General features: G+C 72.1%; 22 protein-coding genes and 3 pseudogenes. 21 read left to right on the top strand and 4 right to left on the bottom strand.

Translation table 11 applies throughout. The features are described 5' to 3' along the window. Positions 1–73 precede the first annotated feature (73 nt). The 7 genes and pseudogenes from trpA (at position 74) to ACE7GA_RS11170 (ending at position 8,913) form a co-directional block, all read left to right on the top strand. Complete coding sequence (gene trpA / locus ACE7GA_RS11200) at positions 74–898, top strand: tryptophan synthase subunit alpha (RefSeq protein ID WP_376099391.1); 825 nt, start codon at positions 74–76, stop codon at positions 896–898. 73 nt (positions 899–971) lie between these two features. After that, positions 972–1,883: an acetyl-CoA carboxylase, carboxyltransferase subunit beta gene (gene accD, locus ACE7GA_RS11195; RefSeq protein ID WP_376099389.1), complete on the top strand. Its 912-nt coding sequence runs from the start codon at positions 972–974 to the stop codon at positions 1,881–1,883. 130 nt (positions 1,884–2,013) lie between these two features. Then, positions 2,014–4,188 carry a carboxypeptidase-like regulatory domain-containing protein gene (locus ACE7GA_RS11190; RefSeq protein ID WP_376099387.1) on the top strand — a complete coding sequence of 725 codons (2,175 nt, stop codon included), beginning with the start codon at positions 2,014–2,016 and terminating at the stop codon, positions 4,186–4,188. 146 nt (positions 4,189–4,334) lie between these two features. Then, positions 4,335–5,288 (top strand): annotated as a pseudogene (locus tag ACE7GA_RS11185) (di-heme-cytochrome C peroxidase); the annotation flags it as partial. Between the two features lie 59 nt (positions 5,289–5,347). Further along, positions 5,348–6,037 carry a di-heme-cytochrome C peroxidase gene (locus ACE7GA_RS11180; RefSeq protein WP_376100225.1) on the top strand — a complete coding sequence of 230 codons (690 nt, stop codon included), beginning with the start codon at positions 5,348–5,350 and terminating at the stop codon, positions 6,035–6,037. Between the two features lie 174 nt (positions 6,038–6,211). Next, positions 6,212–7,150, top strand: a complete 939-nt coding sequence (locus ACE7GA_RS11175) for a Bug family tripartite tricarboxylate transporter substrate binding protein (RefSeq protein ID WP_376099385.1) — start codon at positions 6,212–6,214, stop codon at positions 7,148–7,150. A gap of 183 nt (positions 7,151–7,333) precedes the next feature. Next, a pseudogene (locus tag ACE7GA_RS11170) lies at positions 7,334–8,913 on the top strand (ABC transporter substrate-binding protein). Positions 8,914–8,919: 6 nt separating this feature from the next. Here ACE7GA_RS11170 and ACE7GA_RS11165 read toward each other — a convergent pair. Both ACE7GA_RS11165 and ACE7GA_RS11160 read right to left on the bottom strand, forming a co-directional pair. Further along, positions 8,920–9,471 carry a 2'-5' RNA ligase family protein gene (locus tag ACE7GA_RS11165; protein ID WP_376099383.1) on the bottom strand — a complete coding sequence of 184 codons (552 nt, stop codon included), beginning with the start codon at positions 9,469–9,471 and terminating at the stop codon, positions 8,920–8,922. Continuing rightward, positions 9,468–9,941 (bottom strand): rhodanese-like domain-containing protein, encoded by a 474-nt coding sequence (locus ACE7GA_RS11160; protein WP_376099381.1) that lies wholly within the window; start codon positions 9,939–9,941, stop codon positions 9,468–9,470. The genes ACE7GA_RS11165 and ACE7GA_RS11160 overlap by 4 nt, the downstream gene beginning before the upstream one ends. A gap of 171 nt (positions 9,942–10,112) precedes the next feature. On the opposite strand from ACE7GA_RS11160, the gene ACE7GA_RS11155 reads away from it, so the two are divergent. Continuing rightward, complete coding sequence (locus ACE7GA_RS11155) at positions 10,113–10,904, top strand: cupin domain-containing protein (RefSeq protein WP_376099379.1); 792 nt, start codon at positions 10,113–10,115, stop codon at positions 10,902–10,904. Here the strand turns inward: ACE7GA_RS11155 and ACE7GA_RS11150 are convergent. Next, positions 10,892–11,449: a MarR family winged helix-turn-helix transcriptional regulator gene (locus tag ACE7GA_RS11150; RefSeq protein ID WP_376099377.1), complete on the bottom strand. Its 558-nt coding sequence runs from the start codon at positions 11,447–11,449 to the stop codon at positions 10,892–10,894. The two genes, ACE7GA_RS11155 and ACE7GA_RS11150, sit on opposite strands and share 13 nt — an antisense overlap. Before the next feature lie 144 nt (positions 11,450–11,593). On the opposite strand from ACE7GA_RS11150, the gene ACE7GA_RS11145 reads away from it, so the two are divergent. Both ACE7GA_RS11145 and ACE7GA_RS11140 read left to right on the top strand, forming a co-directional pair. After that, the gene (locus ACE7GA_RS11145) at positions 11,594–12,187 is read left to right on the top strand and encodes a Bug family tripartite tricarboxylate transporter substrate binding protein (RefSeq protein ID WP_376099375.1); all 594 of its coding nucleotides are present in this window, start codon (positions 11,594–11,596) and stop codon (positions 12,185–12,187) included. After that, positions 12,073–12,576 (top strand): Bug family tripartite tricarboxylate transporter substrate binding protein, encoded by a 504-nt coding sequence (locus ACE7GA_RS11140; protein WP_376100223.1) that lies wholly within the window; start codon positions 12,073–12,075, stop codon positions 12,574–12,576. The genes ACE7GA_RS11145 and ACE7GA_RS11140 overlap by 115 nt, the downstream gene beginning before the upstream one ends. Before the next feature lie 70 nt (positions 12,577–12,646). On the opposite strand, the gene ACE7GA_RS11135 is transcribed toward ACE7GA_RS11140, so the two are convergent. Continuing rightward, positions 12,647–13,168 carry a hypothetical protein gene (locus ACE7GA_RS11135; RefSeq protein WP_376099373.1) on the bottom strand — a complete coding sequence of 174 codons (522 nt, stop codon included), beginning with the start codon at positions 13,166–13,168 and terminating at the stop codon, positions 12,647–12,649. Positions 13,169–13,262: 94 nt separating this feature from the next. On the opposite strand from ACE7GA_RS11135, the gene ACE7GA_RS11130 reads away from it, so the two are divergent. The 11 genes and pseudogenes from ACE7GA_RS11130 to ACE7GA_RS11080 all read left to right on the top strand — a co-directional run. Further along, entirely contained in the window at positions 13,263–14,513 is a 1,251-nt protein-coding gene (locus tag ACE7GA_RS11130) for an aminopeptidase (RefSeq protein WP_376099371.1), read from the top strand. After that, positions 14,510–14,980: a DUF1348 family protein gene (locus ACE7GA_RS11125; RefSeq protein ID WP_376099369.1), complete on the top strand. Its 471-nt coding sequence runs from the start codon at positions 14,510–14,512 to the stop codon at positions 14,978–14,980. The genes ACE7GA_RS11130 and ACE7GA_RS11125 overlap by 4 nt, the downstream gene beginning before the upstream one ends. A 64-nt stretch (positions 14,981–15,044) precedes the next feature. Further along, positions 15,045–16,313 carry a glucose-1-phosphate adenylyltransferase gene (gene glgC, locus ACE7GA_RS11120; RefSeq protein WP_376099367.1) on the top strand — a complete coding sequence of 423 codons (1,269 nt, stop codon included), beginning with the start codon at positions 15,045–15,047 and terminating at the stop codon, positions 16,311–16,313. Beyond that, positions 16,313–17,785: a glycogen synthase GlgA gene (gene glgA, locus ACE7GA_RS11115; RefSeq protein WP_376099365.1), complete on the top strand. Its 1,473-nt coding sequence runs from the start codon at positions 16,313–16,315 to the stop codon at positions 17,783–17,785. Before glgC ends, glgA begins: the two co-directional genes overlap by 1 nt. 58 nt (positions 17,786–17,843) lie before the next feature. After that, complete coding sequence (locus tag ACE7GA_RS11110; protein ID WP_376100221.1) at positions 17,844–20,324, top strand: glycogen/starch/alpha-glucan phosphorylase; 2,481 nt, start codon at positions 17,844–17,846, stop codon at positions 20,322–20,324. After that, positions 20,324–20,881 carry a VUT family protein gene (locus ACE7GA_RS11105; protein WP_376099363.1) on the top strand — a complete coding sequence of 186 codons (558 nt, stop codon included), beginning with the start codon at positions 20,324–20,326 and terminating at the stop codon, positions 20,879–20,881. The genes ACE7GA_RS11110 and ACE7GA_RS11105 overlap by 1 nt, the downstream gene beginning before the upstream one ends. Before the next feature lie 53 nt (positions 20,882–20,934). After that, positions 20,935–22,161: an ABC transporter substrate-binding protein gene (locus ACE7GA_RS11100; RefSeq protein ID WP_376099361.1), complete on the top strand. Its 1,227-nt coding sequence runs from the start codon at positions 20,935–20,937 to the stop codon at positions 22,159–22,161. A 3-nt stretch (positions 22,162–22,164) separates the two neighbouring features. Continuing rightward, positions 22,165–24,066, top strand: a complete 1,902-nt coding sequence (locus ACE7GA_RS11095) for an ABC transporter permease (RefSeq protein WP_376099359.1) — start codon at positions 22,165–22,167, stop codon at positions 24,064–24,066. Continuing rightward, positions 24,063–24,836: an ABC transporter ATP-binding protein gene (locus ACE7GA_RS11090; protein ID WP_376099357.1), complete on the top strand. Its 774-nt coding sequence runs from the start codon at positions 24,063–24,065 to the stop codon at positions 24,834–24,836. Before ACE7GA_RS11095 ends, ACE7GA_RS11090 begins: the two co-directional genes overlap by 4 nt. Further along, on the top strand, positions 24,829–25,557 hold the full coding sequence (locus ACE7GA_RS11085) for an ABC transporter ATP-binding protein (RefSeq protein ID WP_376099355.1): 729 nt from the start codon (positions 24,829–24,831) through the stop codon (positions 25,555–25,557). Before ACE7GA_RS11090 ends, ACE7GA_RS11085 begins: the two co-directional genes overlap by 8 nt. Beyond that, positions 25,554–26,947: pseudogene (locus ACE7GA_RS11080) on the top strand (hydantoinase/oxoprolinase family protein); the annotation flags it as partial. The gene ACE7GA_RS11085 and the pseudogene ACE7GA_RS11080, both read left to right, overlap by 4 nt. Positions 26,948–26,988 lie beyond the last annotated feature (41 nt).

The raw sequence follows: 26,988 nt of genomic DNA, 5'->3' as shown, positions 1-26,988 counted from the left end.
GCCTTTTGTCCGAACCCCGCCTCCTTGCCGGCCAAACCGCCCAAACCCGGCGCGATCAAGGGCTTACCGCCCCATGACCCGCATCGCCGCCCGCTTCGCGAAACTGAAGCAGGAGGGCCGCGGCGCCCTCATGCCCTTCGTCGAGGCCTATGACCCCGACCCCGCCACCTCCATGGCGATCCTCCGCGGCCTCCCCGGTGCCGGCGCCGACCTCATAGAGCTCGGCGTCCCCTTCACCGATCCCGCCGCCGACGGCCCGACCGTCCAGCAGGCGGGCCAGCGCGCCCTCAGGGCCGGGGGATCGCTCGCCGGCGCCGTCGCCATGGTCCGCGACTTCCGCCGCGACGACGACGAGACGCCGATCGTCCTCATGGGCTACCTCAACCCGATCCTCGCCTACGGCCCCGCCCGCTTCTGCCAGGACGCACGGATGTCCGGCGTGGACGGCCTCATCGTCGTGGACATGCCGCCCGAGGAAGCCGACGAGATCGCGCCCCACGCCGCCGGCCTCGACCTCGTCCGCCTCATCGCACCCACGACCGACGAGGCGCGGCTGCCCCTGGTCCTGCGCGGTGCAGGCGGGTTCCTCTACTACGTCGCCATCGCCGGCATCACCGGCACCCGCTCGGCAGATGCCGCCGACCTCGCCGCCGCCATCCCGAAGGTCCGCGCCCAGACCGACCTTCCCATCGCCATCGGCTTCGGCATCAAGACGCCGGACCAGGCGGCCCAGGCCACCCGCATCGCCGACGGCGCCGTCGTCGGCAGCGCCCTCATCGAACGCCTCGCCGCGACGCTGGACGAGAACGGCCGCGCCACCGCGACCACGGTCCGCACCGTCCTCGACGACGTCCGCGCCCTGGCCGAGGGCGTGCGCAACGCCCGCGTCCCCGCGTGACCCCGGCGCCCCTTGCCCCGCCCCTTGCCCCGCCCCTTGCAGCGGCAGTGGCCCCGGCCCTAGGTCCGCGCCCATGAACTGGATCAGCGATTGGGCCCTGCCCAAGATACAGACGCTCTTCGGCGCCAAGCGCGACGTGCCCGACAACCTCTGGCACAAGTGCCCGTCCTGCGAGCAGATGGTCTTCCACCAGGACCTGGAACGCGGCCTGCACGTCTGCCCGCATTGCGGCCACCACATGCGGATCTCCGCGACGAAGCGTCTGGAGGTCACGCTCGATCCGGGCTGGCAGAAGATCGAACTGCCCCGTGCGCCCGCCGACCCGCTGCGCTTCCGCGACAGCCGCCGCTACGCCGACCGCCTGCGCGAAGCCCAGGGCGCGCACGCGATGGATGACGCCGTCGTCGTCGCCCACGGCATGATCGAGGGCCGCTCGGCCGTCGTCGCGGCCTTCGAGTTCGCCTTCATGGCCGGCTCCATGGGCGCCGGCGTCGGCGAGGCCCTCGTCACCGCCGCCCGCCTCGCCGTTCTCCAGGACGCCCCGCTGATCGTCTTCACCGCCTCGGGCGGCGCCCGCATGCAGGAAGGCGCCATCAGCCTGATGCAGATGCCCCGCACCGTCATCGCGACTCGGATGGTGAAGGAGGCCGGGCTGCCCTTCATCGTGGTGCTCTGCGACCCGACGACCGGCGGCGTCACGGCCTCCTTCGCGATGCTCGGCGACCTCCAGATCGCCGAGCCCGGCGCGATGATCGGCTTCGCCGGGGCCCGCGTGATCGAGCAGACCGTCCGCGAGAAACTCCCCGAGGGCTTCCAGCGCGCCGAATACCTCCTCGAACACGGCATCCTCGACATGGTCGTCAAGCGCGGGGAGATGCGCGCCACCCTCGCCCGCCTCCTCGGCTTCCTCCGCCCCGACCGCCGGGCCGCCGAGCCCGACCTGCCCGACTCCCTTCCCGCCCCGGAGCCGGCCGCTGCCGGCTAGGCCGGCACCAGGCCGGGCGAAGGCCCGGGAACACGCCCCGGTCGGGGCGACCGACCCCGCTCTTGCCGTCGTTGACACCGCGGCCGCCGTCCGTGCTGCTATCGCCCCCGGTAGAGGGGAGGACAGGCGCATGGTCCACGCGAACCGGGGGGCGTCGGGGCACGCCGCCGTCCTCGCCACGCTGCTTGGCGCGGCGCCGCTTCCCGCGGCGGCGCAGGTCCCCGGCGCGATCGACCTCCGCGGGTCGGAGATCGGCGGCACCGTCACCGGTCCCTCCGGCCCCGAGGCCGGCGTCTGGGTCATCGCCGAAACGACCGACCTGCCGACCCGCTTCGCCAAGATCGTCGTCACGGACGACCGCGGCCGCTACCTCATCCCCGACCTGCCCCAGGCGACCTACCGCGTCTGGGTCCGCGGCTACGGCCTGGTGGACAGTCCCCGCGCCGATGCGACCCCGGGCCGCCCGCTCGACCTCACCGCCACCCCCGCGCCCACCCAAGCCGCGGCGGCGGAATACTACCCCGGGGTCTACTGGTACTCGATGCTGCGCATCCCCGGGACGGATCGCTTCCCCGGCACGGCGGAGAACGGCATCCCCGCCAACCTCCGCACGCAGGATGGCTGGATCGACGTCCTGAAGCAGTCCTGCCAATCCTGCCACGCGCTGGGCAGCCGCAACATCCGCCACCCCAGCCCGGCGCTCGGCGAGTTCCCGAACCACGTGGACCTGTGGTGGCGCCGCATCCAGTCCGGGCAGGCCATGACGCAGATGGCGGGCTCCATCACCCGCCTGGGCCCGGAGCGCGGGATTTCCATGTTCGCAGAATGGACGGAGCGCGTCGCCCGCGGCGCCCTGCCCCCCGCCCAGCCGCCGCGTCCCGAGGGGCTCGAGCGCAACATGGTGGTGACGCTCTGGGACTGGGCGGAGCCGACGACCTACCTCCACGACTCCATCGCGACGGACAAGCGCGACCCCGCGCTGAACGCCAACGGCCTGATCTACGGCTCGCCCGAGGAATCGACGGACGACGTGCCGGTGCTCGACCCCCGCACGCACCGCACCTGGACGATCCGCCACCCCGTCGCCGACCCGCGCACGCCGAGCACGGCGGAGGACCCGCGCGGCCCTTCACCCTTCTGGGGTGACCGCGCGATCTGGGACAGCCGGACGAGCAACCACAACCCGATGATGGACCACCGCGGCCTCGTCTGGTTCACCGCGCGCATCCGTCCCGGCAGCGCGCAGCCCGCCTGGTGCCGCGCGGGCGGCGACCATCCGTCCGCGCGCGTCGCGCCGCTGGCCGCCGCCAACCGACATCTCTCGGTCTACGACCCCGCGACGGGCCGCTTCGACCTGATCGACACCTGCTTCAACACGCACCACCTCTACTTCGGCTACGACGCGGACCACACGCTCTGGACGAGCTGGGGCGGCGCGACAGGCGGCGCCATCGGCTGGCTGAACACGCGGCAGTACCTGGAGACGCGCGACGCCCGCGCGTCGCAGGGTTGGGCGCCGCTGATCGTGGACGTGCCGGGCTGGGGCCGGCGCGGGGACTACACGGAAGCCGACCAGCCCTTCGATCCCGCGAAGCAGCGGCGCGTGATCGCCGGCCTCTACGGCGTGCAGCCCAGCCCGACGGACGGCTCGGTCTGGGGCCAGTCCATGGATGCGGGCTTCACCGGGACCAGCCAGGCGGGATACCTCATCCGCTTCATCCCCGGCCCCGATCCCACGAACACCGGCCTCGCCGAGATCTTCCAGCCGCCGCCCGGCGCCTATTCCCCGCGCGGGCTCGACGTGGACAGCCGCGGCGTCGCATGGACGACGCTCGCGAGCGGACACATGGCGAGCTTCGACCGCTCCAGGTGCCGCGAACCGCTGACGGGCCCGAACGCCGCGACGGGACAGCACTGCTACGAGGGCTGGACGCTGTACCGGTTCCCCGGCCCGCAGTTCGAGGGCGTGGACCCGCGCGGCAGCGCCGACCACGCCTATTACATCTGGGTGGACCGCTTCAACACGCTCGGCCTGGGCAACGACGTGCCGGTCGCCAGCACCAACGGCAGCGAATCGCTGACGGTCCTGGTGGACGGGCGGCTGCACCAGTTGCGCATCCCCTACCCGCTCGGCTTCTTCACGAAGAACGTGGACGGCCGCATCGACGACGCGAACGCCGGCTGGCGCGGGCGCGGCGTCTGGACGACGACGGGCACGCGCACGCCCTTCCACAGCGAGGGCGGCGTGACCGAACGCCCCCGCGTCTTCCGCGTGCAGATGCGGCCGGACCCGCTGGCGCGGTAGCAACGCGTCTCGACGCGCCGGCGCCGATCCTCGGCGCGGCACGCCAATGGCGACGCGGGACCAGAGGATCGGAAGCCACCTTATTCTGGTTGTGGCGCGACGCGGGTACGCCTACCGTCGCGAGCGGTCCTCGTGGAGTGCCGCCGATGCACAGCAGCCCGATGCGTGCCATCGCGATCGCCGCGGTTCTGGTCGGCGGCATCGCGGGCTGCACGGATCTTCCGGCCTACCGACCCACCGAGCAGCTGACCTTCGCCGAGCAGAACTGGACCGATGCGCAGCGACGCTGGTTCTACCACGCATCGCAGGGAACGCGGCTCATGCCGCTCTCCTGGTTCCTCGCGCTGGAACAGCCGCAGCTCAGCGCGACAGGCGCGCCGCGCTTCGCGGCGCCGGAATACCTTGCGCGCTTCGGCTTCCTGCCCGACCCGCCTTCCGACGCCAATCCGCACGGGCTGCCCCTGGGCTTCGCGCCGGACGACCGCTTCGCCGGCGAGGACGGATCGCCGGAGACCATCGTCGGCCTGACCTGCGCGGCGTGCCACACCGGGCAGATCGAGCGAGGCGGCCGCGCCATCCGGATCGATGGCGGGCCGGCGATGACCGACACCGCGGCGTTCCAACGGCAGCTCGGCGTGGCGCTGCTGCTGACGCAGCAATCGGAACTTCGCTTCGACCGCTTCGCCGGATCCGTGCTCGGCGCGGGCGCCACGGCCGGCGCGCGCGACGCCCTGCGCGCCCGGCTGGACCGCGCCATCGCGTCCGGACGTGACGAGGCGGGGATTGCCCGGGAGGACCAGCTCTATCCCGTGGCGGAGGGCTTCGGGCGCCTCGATGCCCTGGGGCGGGGCGGCAACTTCCTCTTCGGGACGGTCCTCAACGACAGACGGAACTTCGCCGTGGCGGACGCGCCGGTGAGCTTCCCCGCCCTGTGGGACGCGCCGTGGTTCGACTGGGTGCAGTACAACGGCGCGATCCGGCAGCCGATGGGGCGCAACGTCGCCGAGGCGATGGGCGTGCGCGCCGGCACGAAGCTTTCGGGGCCGCCGGAGGATCTCTACCAGTCCACCGTCCGGATCGAGACGATCCATGCCATGGAGCGCCAGCTGGCCGGTCCTGCACCGGGCGCCGGACTGCGCCCCCGGCCTGGCCCGAGGACCTGCTCGGACCGATCGACCGCACGGCGGCGGGGCGCGGCGAGGTGCTGTACCGCAGCCTCTGCACCGGCTGCCATGAGGGGCGCTGGGCCACCGTGGCCGGTGCACCGGGTGAGCCGGCGCGGCGGGAGCTGCGGCTGACCATGGTCCCGATGGAGCGGGTCGGGACCGATCCTGCGGCCGCGATGAACTTCGTCCGCCGCCGCGCCTACCTGTCCCCCAACGACCCGGCGCCGGTGTCCGGGGCTGAAGGGCTGCAGCGCGTCACGAGCGCGGTCATCGGGCGCTGGTACGACGCGAACGGCATCACGCCGGAGCGGCGGCGCGAGATGGACGGCTACCGCGTCAACGAATGGCGCGCCCCGGCCGCCTATCGCGCGCGGCCGCTGAACGGGGTCTGGGCGACGGCGCCCTACCTGCACAACGGCTCGGTACCGACGCTCTACCAGATGCTCCTGCCCGCAGACCGGCGGGACCGCGTGTTCTTCGTCGGCAGCCGACAGTTCAACCCGCGCGAGGTCGGCTTCGAGACGACGCCTTTCGACGGCGGCTTCCGGTTCGATACGGCGGTCCCAGGCAATCTCAATCGTGGGCACGAGTTCCGGGACGCGCCGCGCGGCAACGGGGTGGTCGGCCCGGCTCTGACCGACCAGCAGCGCTGGGACATCGTCGAGTTCCTCAAGACGCTCTGAGACGCGGAGCATCGGCGCGGAAGCGGCCGCCCTGCCGCTCGCCCGCCGGTGGGGAAGAACGCCGCGGGTCGTGAAGCGCAACCTGCGCGGCGGTGTGGACGCCGCCGCGCCGCAGTGGGACGTTGCGGCCCGATGATGACGGGCCCCCTCCTCCCCCGCCGAACCCTGGCCGGCGTGACCCTGCTCGCAGGCCTGCCGGCCCTCGCGCAGGAAGCTTGGCCCGCGAAGCCCGTGCGCTTCATCATTCCCTTCCCGCCGGGACAGGCGACGGACACCCTCGTGCGCGTGCTGGCCGACGCGCTCTCCGCCCGCTGGCCGCAGCGCGCCGTGGTGGAGAACCGCTCGGGCGGCGCCGGCGTCGTCGGCACCGAAGCCGGGCTACGCGCGGCGCCGGACGGCTACACGGTCACCGTCACGACCTCCGGCACCTTCGGCATCGGCCCCAGCGTCATCCCGAACATCCCCTACGACCCCGAACGCGACGCGGCCTTCGTCACGACGGTCTTCACCGTGCCGCTCGTCGTCATCGCGCATCCCTCCTTCGCGCCGCGTGACATCGGGGAGCTCCTGGCCGCCGCGGGACGCGCGCCGGGAATCATCAACTACGGCAGCGGCGGCCCCGGAACGTCGCAGCACATGGCCGCCGAGCTCTTCGCGCATCGCGCGGGCGTGCGCCTCACCCACGTGCCCTACCGCGGCTCCGGCCCCGCCATGGCGGACCTGCTCGCCGGCAACATTCCCCTGATGTTCGACAGCCTGCCGAGCGCCCTGCCGCAGATCGGGGCGGGCCGCGTGCGCGCGCTCGGCGTCACCTCCGCCGCCCGCGTGCCGGCCCTGCCGAACGTCCCCGCCGTCTCCGAAGCCCTTCCCGGCTATGAGGCCATCGGCTGGGCCGGCTTGGCGCTGCCCGCCGCCACGCCGCGCCCGATCGTGGACCGCCTCAACGCCGACGTGACGGCCCTGCTGCGCGACCCCGCCCTCGTGGCCCGCATGGCCGAGCTCGGCGGCAGCCCCGCCCCGCAGACGCCCGAGGAATGCGCCCGCTTCGTCCGCGACGAGATCGCCAAGTGGCGCGAGGTCGCCCGCGCCGCAAACGTGCGGCTTGACGGGTAGTCGCGTCGGCGGGTCCTCTTCGGGTTCCGGGCTCGCGGGTTGCCTTGGTGGGAGGGCTTTGCCCTCCCTCCAAACCTCCCACCCACCAGGAGGCAAGCCTCCTGGCAGATGGAGGTCCGGAGGAAGGCAGAGCCTTCCTCCGGGGCCACCGGCGCGCCAGACCCGAAGAAGGAACCCACCGACATGATCACCCGTCGAGCCGCCTTGTCCGCCGCGGGCGCTGTCCTGGCGGCGCCGGTGTTCGCGCAGGGCGACTCCGCGCGCGTGCTGCGCTTCGTGCCGCAGGCCGATGTCAGCGTCCTCGATCCGCTGACGACCACGTCCTACGCGGTGCGGAACCACGGGCACATGTGCTGGGATACGCTGTACGGCATCGATGAGCAGTTCCGGGTGCATCCGCAGCTGGCCGAGCAGCACGCGGTCGAGGATGACGGCCGGCGCTGGACCTTCACGCTGCGCGACGGGCCGACGTTCCATGACGGGGAAAAGATCCGCGCGGCCGATGCGGTGGCCTCCATCCGGCGCTGGATGGCGCGGGACACGCACGGCCAGACGCTGGCGGGGCGTCTCGATGACATCCGGGCGCTGGACGACCGGCGCTTCGAGATGCGGCTGAGGAAGCCGTTCGGCGCGATGCTCGATGCGCTGGCGAAGTCGTCCTCCTACCCCTGCTTCATCATGCCCGAGCGCTTCGCGGCGATGTCGGTGACGCCCGGGATTTCGGAGGTGGTGGGGTCCGGGCCGTATCGTTTCGTCGCGAACGAGCGGCGCGCGGGCGAGGTCGCGGTCTACGCGAAGTACGACCGGTATTCGCCGGCGCCGGGCGGGCCTATCGCGGTGACGGCAGGGCCGAAGATCGCGCATTTCGAGCGGGTGGAGTGGCGCTGGCTGCCGGACCCCGCGACGACGGCGGCGGCGATGCAGTCGGGGGAACTGGACTGGTGGGAACGGGTCGCGCCGGACCTGCGGACGGTGCTGCAGCGCCGCCGCGACGTGGTGGTGGACCGGATCGAGGGCGGCGGCACGATGGGGATGCTGCGCCCGAACCACCTGCATCCGCCCTTCGACGACCCGGCGGTGCGCCGCGCGCTGCTGCCCGCGCTGAACCAGGACGACTTCATGCAGGCCGTGATGGGGGATGACCGCACGCGCTTCCGCACGGGGGTTGGGCCCTTCACGCCGGGCTCGCCGATGGCGGAGGCCGCGGGCGCGGGACCGCTGGCCGGCGCACGCAGCCTGGAGCGCGCGCGGGAGATGCTGCGGGCGACGGGCAAGGCCGGGGCGAAGGTGATCACGCTCAATCCGGCGGACCAGGTGAACAACTCGACGCTGACGATGGTCGCGATCGACCTGATGAAGAAGGTCGGGCTGGACGCGGAGGCCGCGACCTCGGACTGGACGACGATGCTCGCACGCCGCGCGCGGAAGGAACCGCCGGCGGGGGCGGCTGGAACGCGGTCTTCGTGGCCTTCGGCGGCGAGGACCTGACGAACCCGGGCGGCCATCCGCTGCTGCGCGGCAATGGCGGCGATGCCTGGTTCGGCTGGCCGACTTCGCCGCGTCTGGAGACGCTGCGCGAGGAGTGGTTCGAGGCGCCGGACGACGCGTCGCAGCGGCGCGTCGGCGCGGAGATCGGACGCGTGTTCTTCGAGGACGTGCCCTACTGGCCGCTGGGCCAGTACTACGTCGAGAGCGCGTATCGCCGGGGCCTGAAGGTAGAGCGGCGCGGGCTGACGGTGCCGCTGAACGTGCGACGGGAATAGGCGAGGTCAGCCGCCGAGGGGGAAGGTCGCGACGGTCCGCCAAGGGCCGGATTCGTCGGTGAGCATCGCGACTTCCCGCGCCTCGGCCCGGATCGGCAGGCCGGCTTCGGCGATGGGCGCGAAGGCGGCGGCCACGCGGGACAGGGCGGCCTCGTCCGCGGTGGCCGCGACGGTCAGGTGCGGCACGATGTCCGGGTACCGCCCGCCATAGGGCGGGAAGTCCGGAAAGGCGCGCCACGCCGCGAGGGTGAGCGCACGGAGCGGTTCGGCCGGCTCCGGCGCGACGTAGAGCACGCCGGGAAAGCGGGCAACGCGGGTCAGCGCGTAGCCAAACCGCGGGATGACCGCGAAGCACGCGGCGACGCGCGCCACGGCTGCTTCGTCCAGGCGGTGCGGCGGGATGAACGGATACAGGACGGTCACGTGGGCCGGGACGCCCTCGGCCGCCGCGGGATCGTGCTGAAAGCGGGTATCGGCGACGAGCGGCTCGGCCTGCGGCACGAGGACGACGAGGGCCGAGCGGCAGCCGGGGCGCGGCGGGCCGGCCGGGGCGCTCATCCCAGCAGCAGGCGGCCCCAGCGGGCGTCGTAGGGGTGGACGGCGGTGGTGGGGCCGCGGTCGTCCTCCATCGGCAGGCCGAGGCGGGACCAGCGGAACAGGCCGCCGCGCAGGTTGGCGACGCGGCGCGCCGGCAGGCCCGCGGCGATGAGGTCGCGCGCGAGGCGGCCGGAGCGGAGGCCGACGGAGCAGGCGAGCACGACGAGCCGGTCTTCCGTGCCCAGTTCGGGCAGGAGGGCGGCGGGCGGCGTGTCGGGCAGAACGAGCCGGGCGCCGGGGATGCGGGACACCGCGTGCTCCTCCGGCGCGCGGACGTCGAGGACGATCGGGCGTCCCGGCCGGTCAAGGCGTGCGGCAAGGGCGGGGGCGGTGATTTCCGGCACGCCCGTCAGGAATAGGTGGATCGCGCCCTCGCAGAGGAAGAGCGTGGCGCCGGCCGTGCCGGGATCGAAGAGGAAGGTCTGGGGCAAGGGGCGCGTTCTCCGCGGCGATGGTGGGCATGGCGGGGCGGCGGGGCCAAGCCGCCGCGGCGATGCTGCAACCGCGAGACACGGGGATGGGAAGGGAGGCGGGTCGGAAAGGGCTGGCGCGGTGGGCCAGGGGTTTAGTAACGTCCGTTACCAACACTCCTCCGGTGACCGATGTCCGCTTCCCTCGCCATCCGGCAGCGTCCCGGCGGCACCTACGCCTACGACATGCTGGCGGCGCCCTGGACGCCGACGGGGCGGCCTGGCCTGTCGCAGAAGGCGGTGCGGGCCAGCCGGGAGCAAGGGCAGTACCTCGGCCTCATCGGCTTCGACCCGATGACGAAGAGCGGGCTGCACCAGCACCAGGCGCCGGCATTCTCCTACTTCCTCGACGGCACGCTGCACGACTACGACGGCGCGGCGCGCAAGGGGGAGATGGGGATCAACCTCGCGGGCACGACGCATGACGCGGTGGCCTATGACCGCTGCGTGCTGGCGGCGCGGCTGGAGGGGCCGGTGCTCTATCCGCCGGAGGAAGGGGCGGACGGGCGCGTGCACACCGGCGCGCGCGTGGCGGAGTTCCGCAACCCCGCGCCGGAGGTGCCGCCCGACATCAACATCGTCGTCGCCGACCTGCCCGTGCAGGCGACGGGGATCGGCGGGCTGACGCGGCGGCTGGTCTTCGACCACCGGATCATCGGGGAGAACCGGCGCCTCGTCGTCTGGAACCTCCTGCCGGGGACGCGCGTGCCGGCGCACCGCGCCTCCGCCGACATCGAATGGTTCGTGCTGGGCGGCGAGGTGCGGGTCGGCGACACGCGCGCGAGCGGCGGGTCCTTCGTCATCGTGGAAGCGGGGACGGAGGCTGAGATCGTCTCCGACTTCGGCGTCCGCCTGATCGCCTGGGCGGACGGGCCGGTGAGCTGGCTCGACGGCGACGCGCGCCCGGAACCCTACGGGTTCTGATCCGTGCGCCGGTCCAGATCCGGGTCCGGCAGGGCCCGCGCCCGCGCGACGAGCCGGTCCAGCAGCGCGTCGAGCGTTGCGCGCTCCTCCTCCGTCAGCGCGGCGAGGAGCGCGGCCTCGCGCTCGCGGCCGGAGGGTTCGATGCGCGCGACGAGGGTGCGACCTTCCGGCGTGATCTCCAGCGCGATGCGGCGGCCATCCTCCGGGTCCGGGCGGCGGTGCAGGCGGGCGCGGGCTTCGAGGGCGCGGACGGCGCGGGAGACCGCCATCTTGTCCATCCCCAGCGCCTCCCCCAGCACGCCGGCGGTGATCGGGCCGGAGGCGAGGGAGAGGGCGCGGAGGACGCGCCATTCCGCCAGGCGCAGGCCGTGGACGCGTTCGTGCACCCGGGCGAAGGGGCGGGCGACGAGGTTCACCAGCAGGACGAACTGGAAGAAGGTGCTGCCGCCCGCGGCGACGCTTCCTTCGGTGCGATGCTTCAGGCGGGGCGTGTCGGTCGGCACGGGCGCATCGTCGCGCCGCGCGGCGCCTGGCGCCAGGGGCACGCCCGCGGCGGAGGTTCCGGCCAGCGGGGACGCGTGCGCGGCCGTTGCGATGCAGGGCGCGCCGCGCCCGGTCGATCGGATTGGCGCCTGCGTGACCGGCACGACGGCCTGGGGCCGGGACAAGCTCGGAGGAGAGGAACGCCCATGACGGCGGAACGCCCGATTATCCCGCGCCGCGCGGCCCTCGCGGCGATCGGCGTGCTCGCGGCGCCGACGGTGCGCGCGCAGGTGCCGGACCGGCCGCTGCGCGTCGTGCTCGGCTTCCCCGGCGGCTCCGCGCCCGACGTCGCCGCGCGCCTCCTCGCGGAGGGGATGCGGGAGGCGCTGCCGGTCGCCATCGTCGTGGACAACCGGCCCGGCGCCGGCGGGATGATCGCGGCAGCGGAGGTCGCGCGCGGCGCGCCCGCCGACGGCAGCACGCTGCTGTTCGGGGAGGTCGGGACGCTCGCCATGGCGCCTTCCACCTATGCGCGCCTGTCCTACGACCCCGCGCGCGACTTCACGGCGGTCGCGGAGGTCGCGGCGGTGGACTTCGCGCTTGCCGTTCCCGCGAGTACGCCGGCGGGGGACTTCGCCGCCTACCTCGCCTGGCGCGCGCGCGGCCGCAGGTCTTCATGGGCACGATCGGCGCGGGGACGCCGAGCCATTTCGGCGCCTCCCTGCTCTCGCTCGGCGCCGGGCTGCCGGTGGAGCCGGTGCATTTCCGCGCGCAGGGCGACGCGACGACGGCGATCCTGAACGGCGATGTCCAGGGCATGTTCGGAACGGTCTCCTCCGTCGCGCCGCTGGTCCGCTCCGGCGGGCTGCGGGCGCTGCTGGTGACGAGCCCGGCGCGGTCCCCGCTGCTGCCGGAGGTGCCGACGGCGGCGGAGGTCGGCCAGCCCATCCTGGCCTTCGAGGCATGGTTCGGGCTCGTCGCGCCCGTCGCGACGCCGGCGGCGGTCCTGGCGACGCTGGAGGCCGCGGCCCTGCGCGCGCTGGCCGCCCCCGCGACGCGGGCGCGCATGGAGGCGGCGGGCTTCCGCGTCGCCGCGAACGGGCGGGAGACCTTCGGGGCGCGCATGACGGCGGAGCGGGCACGCTGGGCCGAGGTGGTGCGCGCGACGGGGTTCCGCGCGATCGAGTGAGCGCGCCGAGGCCATCGCAGGGGACGCTCGTCCCGTGCAGCCCCAACCGTCCGGGCCGCAGGGCCTCCGCTCACCACCAGATCGCGCCGGGGTTGGCGTTTTCCTCGACCGTTCCGTCGGGAGAGAAGCCCGTCCAGCTCTCCGCGTTGTAGGCCATTCCGCCGACGTTGTAGGTCGTACCGCGGCCGCCGTAGAGCTTACGCCCCCACAGGGCGGCGATGGCCTTCAGGACGTCGACGTTGCGCCCAGCATGGCAGTTCATGAAGATCAGCCGCGCGTTCTCCGCGAAATGCCCGGCGAGCCGCGCCAGGTCGGGCGTCAGCGCCGGCATCGTGGAGGGCGTGAGGACGGAGCGGCCGATGCGCACGTGCTGCTCGCTGCCGTGGTCCAGGACGATGAAGGTCGTCATCGTCTTCTCGCCCAGCGTGGCGAGGACCTTGTTCGCCATGTCGTACACGTTGCCGACCACGACGGGATTGGGCGTCGTCGCCACGTCGCCCCACTGCATCAGCTTCTTGCCGACCGAGGTGAGGGAGAACTTGCCTGTGTCGAAGTCGCGGAACGTGTAGTAGCCGATGGCGCTGATGATCATGGCCGGGGCTGCCCAGGACGTTCGCGACAGGCTAGCAAGGGGCTCGGGGCCCCGGGTGCTCGCGATCGCTTGAGCGCGACAGAGGAGACAGAGCATGGATACGAACGCGCCGATGGTATCCTCCGACGCGGCACGGCTGGACCGGCTGGCGGAACTGGCCGTGAAGGTCGGCCTCGGCCTTGCGCCGGGGCAGGAGCTGGTGATGACGGCGCCGGTCGAGGCGGTGCCGCTGGTCCGCCGCATCACGGAACACGCCTACGAGGCCGGCGCGACGCTCGTGACGACGCTCTTCTCGGATGAGCAGCAGTCTCTCGCGCGCTATCGCCTCGCGAGCGACGGCTCCTTCGACGTCGCGCCGGCCTGGCTGTTCGAGGGCATGGCGCAGGCCTTCCGCGGCAACGCGGCGCGCATGGCGATCGTGGGCAACGACCCTTCGCTGCTGGCGGAGCAGGACCCGGCGAAGGTCGCGCGCGCCAACCGCGCGCAGTCGAAGGCCTACAAGCCCGCGATGGACCTGATCGTGGACAGCGCGATCAACTGGACCCTTGTGCCCTTCGCGCACCCGGCCTGGGCGCGGGCGGTGTTCCCGTCCCTGCCGCAGGAGGAAGCGGTGGCGCGGCTGTGGGACGCGCTCTACGCCGTGACGCGGGTGGATGAGGCCGATCCGGTCGCCGCCTGGGCGGAGCACAACGCGCGCCTCGATGCGCGGCGGGACTGGCTGAACGGCAGGCGCTACCGCGCGCTGCGCTACCGCGGCCCGGGGACGGAACTGGTCGTCGGCCTTGCCGAGGGCCATTCCTGGATGGGCGGCGCGTCCACCGCGCGCAACGGCCTCTACGGCAATCCGAACATCCCGACGGAGGAGGTCTTCACGACGCCTGACTGGCGCGTGACGGAAGGCACCGTCAGCGCGACGAAGCCGCTGTCCTACCAGGGCACCCTGATCGAGGGCATTCGCGTACGCTTCGAGGGCGGGGTGATCGTGGAGGCCCATGCCGACAAGGGGCAAGCCGTGCTGGAACAGATGATCGGCACGGACGAGGGCGCGCGGCGGCTTGGGGAGGTGGCGCTGGTACCCGCGTCGAACCCCATCGCGCGGACCGGGCTGCTGTTTCTCAACACGCTGCTGGACGAGAATGCGGCGAGCCACGTCGCGCTGGGCCAGGCCTATTCCAAGTGCTTCGTGGAGCGCGACCTGTCCGAGGAGGAGCTGGCGCGCCGCAGCGCCAACCGGTCGAACATCCACGTGGACTGGATGATCGGCTCACCCGAAGTCGAGGTGGACGGGCTGCGCTTCGATGGCGGGGCGGATCCGGTGATGCGCGGGGGCGAATGGGCGGCGTGAGCGAGTCGCGGCCGCCCTTCCCGCCCTTCGACGCGGAGAGCGCCGCGACCAAGGCCCGCCGTGCGGAAGACGCGTGGAACCGGCGCGACCCCGAGGCGGTGGCGCTGGCCTACACCTCCGACAGCCGCTGGCGGAACCGCGCCGAGTTCTTCGAGGGGCGCGAGGCGATCGTCGCCTTCCTGCGCCGCAAATGGGCGCGGGAGCTGGACTACCGCCTGATCAAGGAAGTCTGGGCCTTCCACGGCGACCGGATCGCGGTCCGCTTCGCCTATGAATGGCACGACGATACCGGCGGGTGGTATCGATCCCACGGCAACGAGCAGTGGGAGTTCGAGGGGGCGGGGCTGATGCGGCGGCGGGAGGCCAGCATCAACGACGTGCCGATCATCGAGGCAGACCGCCGGTTCCGCTGGCCGTCCGGCCCACGGCCGGCCGATCACCCCGGCTTGACCGAACTCGGGCTGTAACGGCGGCGTTCCCGCTCCGCCCGGGATGGCGTAGCCTCCCCTGCGGCGTGGAGGGAAGCGGCGGATGTACGGACGCACCGGGACCGAGGGGCCGCTCGCGCGCCACGCCATGGCCTATGTGCTGGCGGGCGGGCGCGGTTCGCGGCTGATGGAACTGACCGACCGGCGCGCGAAGCCGGCGGTGTTCTTCGGGGCGAAATCGCGGATCATCGACTTCGCGCTTTCGAACGCGCTGAATTCGGGCATCCGGCGCATCGCAGTGGCGACGCAGTACAAGGCACATTCCCTCATCCGCCACATGCAGCGGGGATGGTCCTTCTTCCGCGCCGAGCGGAACGAGACCTTCGACATCCTGCCCGCGAGCCAACGGGTGAGCGAGACGGAATGGTACGCTGGCACTGCGGATGCCGTGTACCAGAACCTCGACATCATCGAGTCCTACGGCCCGCGCTACATGATGATCCTGGCCGGCGACCACGTGTACAAGATGGACTACGAGACGATGCTGCGCCAGCACGTGGACAGCGGCGCGGACGTGACGGTCGGCTGCCTGGAGGTCGCGAGCGAGGAGGCGCGCGGCTTCGGCGTGATGCACGTGGATGCGTCCGACCGGATCATCTCCTTCCTCGAGAAGCCGAAGGATCCGCCCTCGATCCCCGGCAAGCCCGGCATCTCCCTCGCCTCCATGGGCATCTATGTCTTCGAGACGCGGTTCCTGGCGGAGGCCCTGCGGCAGGACGCGGCCGATCCCGGATCGTCGCGCGACTTCGGCAAGGACCTGATCCCGCGCATCGTCGCCGCCGGCGGCGCCGTCGCGCATCGCTTCGAGGAATCCTGCGTCCGCTCCGGCGACGAGGCCGAGGCCTATTGGCGCGACGTCGGCACGGTGGATGCCTACTGGCAGGCGAACATCGACCTGACGGACGTCGTGCCTTCCCTCGACATCTACGACCGGGACTGGCCGATCTGGACAAACGGGGAGGTGACGCCCCCCGCGAAGTTCGTCTTCGACGAGGACGGGCGGCGCGGGATGGCGATGGACAGCCTGGTGTCGGGCGGCTGCATCGTCTCGGGGTCCTGCATCCGCCGCTCCATCCTCTTCACCAACGTGCGGGTGCATTCCTACTGCACGGTCGAGGGCGGGGTGGTGCTGCCGGGCGTGCATCTGGGGCGGGGCTGCCGGCTGAAGAACTTCGTCGTGGACAGCGACGTGCGCATCCCGCCGGGCCTCGTCGTCGGCGAGGACCCTGAGGAGGATGCGCGCCGCTTCCGCCGGACGGAGAAGGGCATCGTCCTCATCACCAAGCCGATGATCGAGGCGCTCGCGAACTGATGCGCGTCCTCTCCGTCGCGTCGGAATGCTACCCGCTGGTCAAGACGGGCGGGCTGGCGGACGTCGTCGGCGCGCTGCCTGCGGCGCTGGCCGCGGAGGGCGTGGAGGTCCGGACGCTGCTGCCGGGCTACCCCGGCGTGGTGGACGCGCTGCACGGCACGGAGGTGGTGCAGGCGGAGGACGACCTGTTCGGCGGTCCTGCGCGGCTGCTCGCGGTGCGCGCGGCCGGGCTGGACCTGTTCGTGCTCGACGCCCCGCACCTCTACGCGCGCCCCGGCGGGCCCTATGCGGGGCCGGACCGGCGGGACTGGCCGGACAACGCGCAGCGCTTCGCCGCCTTGGGGTGGATGGCCGCCTCCGTCGGGCGCGGCGCGGTCGAGGGCTGGGCGCCGGACGTCGTGCACGCCCATGACTGGCAGGCGGGCCTGATGCCGGCCTACCTGCACTATGGCGGCGGAAGGCGGCCGGGGACGGTCCTGACCGTCCACAACCTCGCCTTCGGGGGATGGTTCCCGGCGGACCTGCTCGGCGCGTTGCGCCTTCCGGCGCACGCCTTCGACATCGAGGGCGTGGAGTTCTACGGAGGCATCGGCTTCCTGAAGGCGGGGCTGCGCCTGGCCGACCGCGTGACGACGGTCTCACCCACCTACGCGCGGGAAATCACGACGCCGGAGGAGGGCTACGGCCTGGACGGGCTGTTGCGGGCGCGGGGGACGGACCTTCGCGGCATCCTCAACGGGCTGGACACGGCGGTCTGGGATCCGACGCGGGACCCGCACCTGCCCAAGCCGTTCGATGCCGCGCGGATGACGGCGCGGGAGGCGAGCCGGGCCGCCCTGCGTCACCGCATGGGGCTGGACGATGATCCCGCCGCGCTCGTCCTCGGTGCGGTGACGCGCCTGACGCCGCAGAAGGGGACGGACCTGATCCTCGCGGCGCTGCCGGCGATCCTCGCCGCGGGGATGCGCCTCGCGGTCCTCGGCGCCGGCGAGGCGGGGCTGGAGGACGGCCTGCAGCGGGCCGCGGCGGAGCATCCGGACCGCGTCGCCGTCCGGATCGGCTACGACGAGGCGCTGGCGCACCTGATCCAGGCCGGCTGCGACGCCCTGCTGGTCCCGTCGCGGTTCGAGCCCTGCGGGCTGACGCAGATGGCCGCCCTTCGCTACGGCGCGCTGCCCGTCGTCTCCCGCGTCGGCGGTCTGACGGATACGGTGATCGACGCGAACGAGGCGGCGCTGGCCGTCGGCGCCGCCACGGGCATCGTCTTCGCGCCGGTCACGCCCGCCGGCTTCGAGGGCGCACTGGCCCGGCTGGCCGCGCTCTGGCACGACCGGGACTCATGGGCGCGCACCCAGGGCAACGCGATGGCGGCGCAGGTCGGCTGGGAGGCCTCGGCGCGCCGCTACGCCGCGCTGTACCGTGAGGTCGTTGCGATATCGCGTTCAGGCCTCACCGTGTTCACCGAAACGTGAGATCGTGCTGGACATCCCGCGCCGCGCCCGCGACACAAGACCGACGGACATGACGCATATGACCAACCTGCCCCGCACCGACCGCCTCCTCGGCCGTCCCCCTACGGAGAGGGAGGTCGAGAGCTTCCGGCAGGCCATCCTCGCGAAACTTGCCTACAACGTGGGCGGCAGGCGGGAGCGCGCGAGCAACCGCGACTGGTTCATGGCCACCGCCCTGGCCGCCCGCGACCACGTCGTGGATGGCTGGCAGGCCAGCTACGACGATGTGCGGCAGCACGGGCGGAAGGTGGTCTGCTATCTCTCGCTCGAATTCCTCATCGGCCGCGTCATGTCCGACGTGCTGGGCAACCTCGGGCTGATGGAGACGGCGCGCGCGGCGCTGTCGGGCATCGGCGTGGACCTCGACGCCGTGATGGGGGAGGAGGCGGACGCCGCCCTCGGCAATGGCGGCCTCGGGCGCTTGGCGGCCTGCTTCATGGAGAGCATGTCCTCCGTCGGCGTCCCCGCCTTCGGCTACGGCATCCGCTACGAGCACGGGCTGTTCCGCCAGGTCATCGCCGGCGGCGAGCAGCGCGAGGTGCCGGAGGATTGGCTCACCCTCGGCAACCCCTGGGAGTTCGAGCGCTCCGGCCTGTCGTACGAGATCGGCTTCGGCGGCACCGTCCGCGTCGGGAGCGGGCCGGCCCATTCTTCCGAAGGGGGCGCGCGCCCCGTCTGGACGCCGGCCGAGATCGTGCGCGCCATCGCCTACGACACGCCGGTGCCTGGCTGGCGCGGGAAGCGCGTGAACACGCTGCGCCTCTGGTCCGCCCGTGCCCCGGCGCCGCTGGACCTCGAGGACTTCAACCGCGGCGACCACCTCGGCGCGCAGGAGGAGCGGATGCGGGCGGAGGCCATCTCCCGCGTCCTCTATCCCGGCGACGACACGCCGGCCGGGCAGGAGCTGCGCCTGCGCCAGGAATACTTCTTCGCCGCGGCGTCGCTGCGCGACATCGTGCGCCGGCACATGGCCCGCTATGACGACCTGCGCACCCTGCCAGACCATGCAGCGGTGCAGCTGAACGACACCCATCCGGCCATCGGCATCGCCGAGATGATGCGCCTGCTGATGGACGAGCATGGGCTGGAATGGGAGACCGCGTGGAGCGTCACGCGCGCTACCTTCTCCTACACCAACCACACCCTGCTGCCGGAGGCGCTGGAATCCTGGCCCGTCGGGCTGATGGAACGCCTGCTGCCGCGGCACATGCAGATCATCTACCTGCTGAACGCAGCGCATCTCGAGGCTGCGCGTGCGTCGGGGGCGGATGATCGCACGGTCTCCTCCGTCTCCCTCATCGACGAGCATGACGGGCGGCGCGTCCGCATGGGGCACCTGGCCTTCGTCGGTGCGCACAAGACCAACGGCGTGTCGGCGCTGCATTCGCGCCTGCTGAAGGACACGGTGTTCCGGGAACTGGATGCCGTCCTGCCCGACCGGATCACGAACAAGACGAACGGCGTGACCTTCCGCCGCTGGCTGCACCGCGCCAACCCCGGCCTGACCTCCCTGCTGGTGGACTCCATCGGTCCCGCCGTGCTCGACGACCCGGAGCGGCTGCAGGACCTCCTGCCCCTCGCGCGCGACCCCGCCTTCCGGGACCGCTTCGCCGCGGTGCGCCGGGCCGCGAAGGTCCGGATGGCGGATCTTGTCTCCGCCCGCCTCGGCGTCACGCTCGACCCCGATGCGCTGTTCGACGTGCAGATCAAGCGCATCCACGAATACAAGCGCCAGTTGCTGAACATCGTGCAGACCGTTGCGCTCTACAACGCGATGCGCGCGATCCCCGGCAGCCACTGGACGCCGCGGGTCAAGCTCTTCGCGGGCAAGGCCGCCGCGTCCTATCACACCGCCAAGGCCATCATACGGCTCGCGAACGACGTTGCCGCGGTGGTCAACAACGACCCGTCCGTGCGGGGGCTGCTGAAGGTCGCCTTCGTCCCGAACTACAACGTCTCCCTCGCTGAGGTGATGATTCCGGCGACCGACCTGTCGGAGCAGATCTCGACCGCCGGTTTCGAGGCCTCCGGCACCGGCAACATGAAAATGGCGCTGAACGGCGCGCTGACCATCGGCACGCTCGACGGCGCGAACATCGAGATCGGCGAGCGGGTCGGCGAGGACAACATCTTCATCTTCGGCCTGACGGCGGCCGAGGTCGCCGCGCACAAGCGCGACGGCTACGACGCCCACGCGGCGGTGGAAGCCTGCCCCGAACTGAAGGGCGCGCTGGACGCCATCGCCTCCGGCGTGTTCTCCCCCGATGAGCCGGGACGCTACCGCGGCCTGATGGAGGGGCTGCTGAACGACGACCGCTACCTCATCACCGCCGATTTCGAGTCCTACGCCCACAAGCAGCGCGAGGCGTCCGAGCGCTGGAAGGATCCCGCGCGCTGGTGGCGCTCGGCCGTGATGAACACGGCGAAGGTCGCCTGGTTCTCCTCCGACCGTACGATCCGGGAATACGCGGCGGAAATCTGGGAGGTCACGCCGGTCTGATGGCGGGGCTGGTCGCGGGGCGGCGCGCCGGTATCGCAGCCTGGGTCGCGCTGGTCGGCTGCGCACCCGCCGCCAACTGGCTCATCCAGCACTGGGGCACGGTCTGCATCCCCAACGGGCCTTGCCTCATCCCCGTCGGCTTCGGGCTGATGGCGCCGTCGGGCGTGTTGCTGATCGGGCTGTCCTTCGCGCTGCGGGACATCGTGCACGACCGCCTCGGCGCGGCCTGGAGCGGGGCGGCCATCCTGGCGGGGGCGGCCGCGTCCCTCCCGTTCACGCCGCCGGCGCTGGCCTTCGCCTCGGGCCTGTCCTTCGTCCTGTCGGAAACGGCGGACCTCGCGATCTACGCCGCCCTGCGCGAACGCTCGCCGGCCCTGGCCGTCCTCGTCTCTGGCCTCGTCGGCGCGCTGGCGGACAGCGTTGCCTTCGGCTGGATTGCCTTCGGGACGGTGACCTGGACCGCAGGGCTGCTGCTGGGCAAGGCCTACGCGACCCTGGCGCTGGCCGCCCGGCGCGCGACCCGGGGCCGCTTGCGCGGTCGGATCGCCGGCCCGTAACCTGTCACCCCGTGGCGATCCGCCGGTCGGATCGCAGGCGCGGGGGCAAGACGATGGCGATCCTTTCGGTTGGACGGCGCGCGGTGATCGCGGGGGCCGCGGGCACCATGGCGGCGCCGGGGCTGCTGCGGGCACAAGGCGCGACCGGCGCGCCGGTCCGGATCGGCGAACTCAACTCCTACGCCCGCATGGCCGCCTTCGCCGTGCCCTACCGCAACGCGATGCAACTGGCGCAGGACGCGATCAACGCGGCGGGGGGCGTGATGGGCGGCCGGCGCCTGGAGTTCGTCTTCCGCGACGACGGCTCCACCCCCGGCGATGCCGTGCGCGTCGCGGAGGAACTGCTGACGCGGGAGAACGTCGCGTTCCTCGCGGGTACCTTCCTGTCCAACGTCGGGCTGGCGGTCGCTGACCTCGCGAACCAGCGCAAGCGCCTGTTCCTTGCGACGGAGCCGCTGACGGACGCGCTCACGATGGCGCAGGGCAACCGCTACACCTTCCGCGTGCGCCCCGGCACCTACATGCAGACGAAGATGCTGGTGGAGGCGATCCGCGGCCGGCAGCAGAAGCGGTGGGCGCTGGTGAATCCGAACTACGAATACGGCCAGTCCGCCGCCGCCGTCTTCAAGCGCCTGATCACCGAGGCCATCCCCGGCGCGGAGATCGTCACGGAACAGTTCCCCGCGCTCGGCCGCGTGGATGCCGGCGCGACGGTCGGCGCGTTGCTGCAATCCCGCCCCGACGCGATCTTCAACTCCCTCTTCGGCCCCGACCTCACCGCCTTCGTGCGGGAGGGCAACACGCGCGGCCTGTTCGAGCGCCGACTTGTCGTCTCCCTCCTGACGGGCGAGCCCGAATACCTCATCCCCCTCGGCGACGAGACGCCGGAGGGCTGGATCGTCACGGGCTACCCGCCGGAACAGGCCCCGGCCGGACCGCACAAGGACTTCGTGGACGCCTATACCCGCCGCTTCAACGAGACGCCGCGCAAGGGCTCGATCCTCGGCTACGTCACGGTGCAGATCATCGCCAACCTCCTCAACAAGGTCGGCGACCTGGACAACGAGAAGCTGATCGATGGCCTCAGCGACCTCTCCACCGACACCATCGTCGGCCCGGTCGCGATGCGCGGCCTGGACCACCAGGGCACGCTCGGCACCTGGGTCGGCGAGACGACGCTGCGTGGCCGCAACGGCGCCATGCGCAACGCCGTCTACCAGGACGGCGCACGCTACCTGATCCCGGAAGCCGAGGTGCGGGCCGCGCGCCGCTCCGCCTGACGCGTGGACCTGTCCTTCCTGCTGGCCCAGTCCCTTTCGGGGCTGGCCAGCGCCTCGTCGCTCTTCGTCATCGCGTCGGGGCTGACGATCGTCTTCGGCGTGACGCGGATCGTGAATTTCGCGCACGGCTCCTTCTACATGCTCGGCGCCTACGTCGCCGTGACGGTCGTGCCCTGGCTGCTGGAGATCGACCGCTCCCCCGCCTTGTTCTTCGCGGGTGTCCTGATCTCCGCCGTCGTGGTTGGCGTGCTCGGCGTGCTCATGGAAGTCCTGCTGCTCCGCCGCATCTACCGTGTACCGGAACTCTTCCAGTTGCTGGCGACCTTCGGCGTCGTGCTGATGGTGCAGGACCTCGTGCGATGGGTCTGGGGCCCGATCGAAGTCCCCGGCCCCCGCGCGCCCGGGCTGCGTCACGGTGTCGAGATCCTGGGCCAGCGCCTTCCGGCCTACGAGCTTTTCCTCATCGGCGTCGGCCCCGTGGTGCTGCTGCTGCTCTGGCTGCTGATGCACCGTACCCGCTTCGGAATCCTCATCCGCGCCGCGACCCGGGACCGGGAGATGGTCGGGGCGCTGGGCGTCAACCAGGCCGTGCTGTTCACCGCGACTCTCTTCCTCGGCTGCTTCCTCGCGGGCCTCGGCGGCGCCTTGCAGATCCCCCGCGTCTCCGTCTCCAACGGCATGGACCTGACGATTATTACGGAGGCCTTCGTCGTCACCGTCGTCGGCGGCATGGGCTCGGTCTTCGGCGCCTTCATCGCGGCGGTCATCATCGGGCAGTTGCAGGCCTTCGGCGTCCTGATCTTCCCGAAGATCACGCTGGTACTCGTCTTCCTGCTGATGGCAGTGGTCCTCGTCGTGAAACCCTGGGGCCTGTTTGGTCGGCCCGAGACGGTCGGGCGCGCGGCGCTGCCGGAAGGCATCCTGGACCTGCGCCGCTTCGGGGCAGTGGAGAAGGCGCTTCTCGCCGCGCTGGCCGTCGTCATCCTGGCGCTGCCCCTCTTCGCCGACGCCTACCTCATCAAGGTGGCGACGGAGGTCGTGATCTTCGGCCTCGCCGCCTTCGCGCTGCACCTCCTCGTCGGCGCGGGCGGAATCGTCTCGTTCGGCCACGCGGCCTATTTCGGCCTCGGCGCCTACGGCGCAGGCCTGCTGGTCACCCGCGCCGGGATGCCGATGGAGCCGGCGCTGATCGTGGCACCGCTCACGGCCGGCTTCGCCGCCTTCGCCTTCGGCTGGTTCGTCGTGCGCCTCTCCGGCATCTACCTCGCGATGCTCACCCTCGCCTTCGCGCAGATCGCCTATGCCGTCTGCTTCCAATGGGTCGAGGTCACGGGCGGTGACAACGGCATCGTCGGCGTCTGGCCCTCCGCCTGGGCGGTACCAAGGACGACCTACTACTATCTCACCGCCGTCCTCTGCGTCGGCGCGATCGCCCTGCTGCGGCGCGCGGTCTATGCCCCCTTCGGCTACACGCTCCGCGCCGCGCGCGACTCCGAAGCGCGCGCCGATGCCATCGGGATCGGCGTCCGCGACCACCGCTGGCTCGCCTTCACCGTCTCCGGCGCCGCGACGGGGCTGGCGGGCGGCATCTACGCCTTCACCAAGGGCTCCATCGACCCAACGCTCCTCTCCATCCCGCTCTCGGTGGACCTTCTCTCGATGATCCTGCTCGGCGGGATCGGCACCGTCATGGGCCCGCTGGCCGGCGCGGCCGCGCTGCACTGGGCGAAGGACGTCTTCCTGCCGCTGACGGATTTCTGGCGCTTCTTCCTTGGCGCCGCGATCATCGCCGTCGTCCTGCTGGCGCCGCGCGGCCTGGGCGGCGCCTATGCCGAGCTCCGCGCGCGACTGCCGCGCCGACGCGCCGTCCGGGAACCGGCGGCCGAGCGCGCGACGGCCCCGTGACCCTGCTGCTCGACGTCCAGGGCCTGGGCAAGCGCTTCGGCGGTGTCGTGGCGGCGCGCGACGTGTCTTTCACTCTGTCGCCTGGTGAGATGCTGGCCATCATCGGCCCCAACGGCGCGGGCAAGTCCACGACCTTCAACATGGTCGGCGGCCAGTTGCGACCCGACACCGGCCGCGTGCTCCTCGGCGGCCAGGACGTGACGGGACGACCGCCGCGGGAGGTCTGGCGCCTCGGCGTCGGCCGCACATTCCAGGTTGCGCAAACCTTCCTCTCCATGACCGTGGCCGAGAATGTCGGCATGGCCCTCATCAGCCATCACCGCCGTACGCGCGATCCCTGGTCGCGCGCCGGCGAACTCTACCGCGAGGACGCCCTCACCCTATTGTCCCGCGTCGGCATGGCCGATGCGGCGGAGCGGCCGATGTCCGAGCTCTCCTACGGCGACGTGAAGCGCGTCGAACTCGCTATCGCCCTCGCCGCCGATCCGCGCCTGCTGCTGATGGACGAACCCACTGCCGGCATGGCCCCGCGCGAACGCTCGGCGCTGATGACGCTCACTGCCGCGATCGCACGCTCGCAGGGGATCGGCGTCCTCTTCACCGAACACGACATGGACGCGGTTTTCGCCCATGCCGATCGCATCCTCGTCCTTGTCCGCGGCGAGATCATCGCCCGCGGCACGCCCGCCGAGGTCCGCGCGGATCCAGAGGTCAAGCGCGTCTATCTCGGCGCGCACGGGGCGGAGATCGCGGCCCGTGCCCGTGCCTGATCCCATCCTCGACGTCTCCGACCTCCGCGCCGGCTATGGCCCGGCCGAGATCCTCTTCGGCGTCTCCCTCACCCTTCGCGCCGGCGAGGTCCTGGCGCTGATGGGCCGGAACGGTGCGGGCAAGTCCACGACCTTCAAGGCCGTCATGGGCCTGCTGCCCCCGCGCGGCGGCCGCCTGCGCTTCGCCGGCCGGGACATCGCGGGGATGGCGCCCTACCGAATCGCCCGGCTTGGCCTGGGGTACGTGCCGGAGGACCGGCGCATCTTCACCGACCTCACCGTCGCCGAGAACCTGGAGGTCGGCCGCCGCCCCGCCCCAACCCCGACTCCCGGGGCCGGCCGCGAAGCATGGACGCCGGAGCGCCTCTTCGGCATCTTTCCCAACCTCGCGGAGATGCGGGGGCGCCGCGCCTCCGCCATGTCAGGCGGGGAACAGCAGATGCTGACGATCGCGCGCACCCTCATGGGCAACCCCATCGCCGTCCTGCTGGACGAACCGAGCGAGGGCTTGGCTCCCGTGATCGTCGAGCAGATGGCCGACGCCGTGCTGCGCATGAAGGCCGATGGGATCGCGGTGCTGCTGTCGGAACAGAACCTGCACTTCGCCGGCAGCGTCGCCGATCGCGCAGCGGTGATCGAGAAGGGCGTGGTCCGCTACGAAGGCACGATGGAAGCGCTGCGCGCGGACGACGCCGTGCGCGACGCGTACCTGTCCGTATGAGGCGCGTTGCCGGCATCGACGTGGGCGGCACCTTCACCGACCTGCTGCTGCAGGAGGCGGACGGCGCCGTGCGCCTCGCAAAGGTGCCGACCACCGCCGCGAACCAGGCGGGCGGCGTGCTGGCCGCCATCGAGGCCGCCGGTTCCTCCCCCGCCGAGCTCGATCTCATCATCCACGGCACGACGGCGACGACGAACGCCGTCCTCGAACGCAAGCTCGCCCGCGTCGGCCTCATCACCACCCGCGGCTTCCGCGACGTGCTGGAACTGGGGCGCCGCACGCGGCCCCGGGCCTATTCTCTCCTCGGAACCTTCGAGCCGCTGATCCCCAGGGAACTCCGCCTCGAAGTGCCGGAACGGATGGACGCGCGCGGGCAGGTCGTGACGCCGCTGGACGAGGACGCCGTTGGGGACGCTGCGCATCGCCTTCTCGCCCTCGGCTGCGAGGCCGTGGTGGTCCACTTCCTTCACGCCTATGCCAACCCGGCGCATGAACGGCGCGCGGGTGACATCGTCCGCGCCCTCTGGCCCAATGCCTACGTCACCCTCGGCCACGCACTGCTGTCGGAGTTCCGTGAATACGAACGCGGCACGACCGCCAGCGTGAACGCCGCGGTGCAGCCGATCCTCGATCGCTACGTCGCCTGCCTGCAGGGCGAACTGACGGCGCGCGGGCATCGCCGCGACCTGCTGGTGATGAACGGCAACGGCGGCACCGTCCCCGCGAGCCTCGTTGCCCGCGACGCCGCGAAGACGGTGATGAGCGGCCCCGCTTCCGGCGTCATGGCTGCGGCCGCCACGCTGTCCCAGACCGGCCTGTCCAACGCCATCACCTGCGACATGGGCGGCACCTCCACCGATGTCGCCCTCATCGCAGGCGGCGTGCCGGAGGTCTCGGCGGAACTCTCCATCGCCTACGGCCTGCCGATCCACCTGCCGATGGTGGACGTGCGGACGGTCGGCGCCGGCGGCGGCTCCGTCGCGTGGCTCGACGCCGCGGGCATGCTGCGCGTCGGGCCGGAGAGCGCGGGCAGCGAGCCCGGCCCAATCTGCTATGGCCGAGGCGGCACACGGCCGACGGTGACCGATGCCAACCTCGTCCTTGGCCGCCTCGATCCGGCGCGGCTGCTGGCCGTGCGCGACGCCGTCACGGTGGAGCGGGTGCGCGAAGCCTTTGCCGAGACCATCGGCCGCCCCCTCGGCCTGAGCGTGGAGAAGCAGCCGAGGCCACGATCCGCCTCGCCAACGTCCACATGTCCGGCGCCATCCGGATGGTCTCGCTCTCGCGGGGGCACGATCCCCGCGACTTCGTCCTCTTCGCCTTCGGCGGCGCCGGGCCGCTGCACGCGGTGGCGCTGGCCCGCGAACTCGGCATCCCGGAGGTTCTGGTCCCCGCTCGCCCCGGCCTGACGAATGCGCTGGGCTGCCTCGT

The sequence above is a fragment of the Roseomonas sp. CCTCC AB2023176 genome, assembly GCF_042259275.1.
Lineage (GTDB): Bacteria > Pseudomonadota > Alphaproteobacteria > Acetobacterales > Acetobacteraceae > Roseomonas.
The sequence above is the reverse complement of the archived record's forward strand: the minus strand, read 5'-3'. Positions and strand labels throughout refer to the sequence as shown.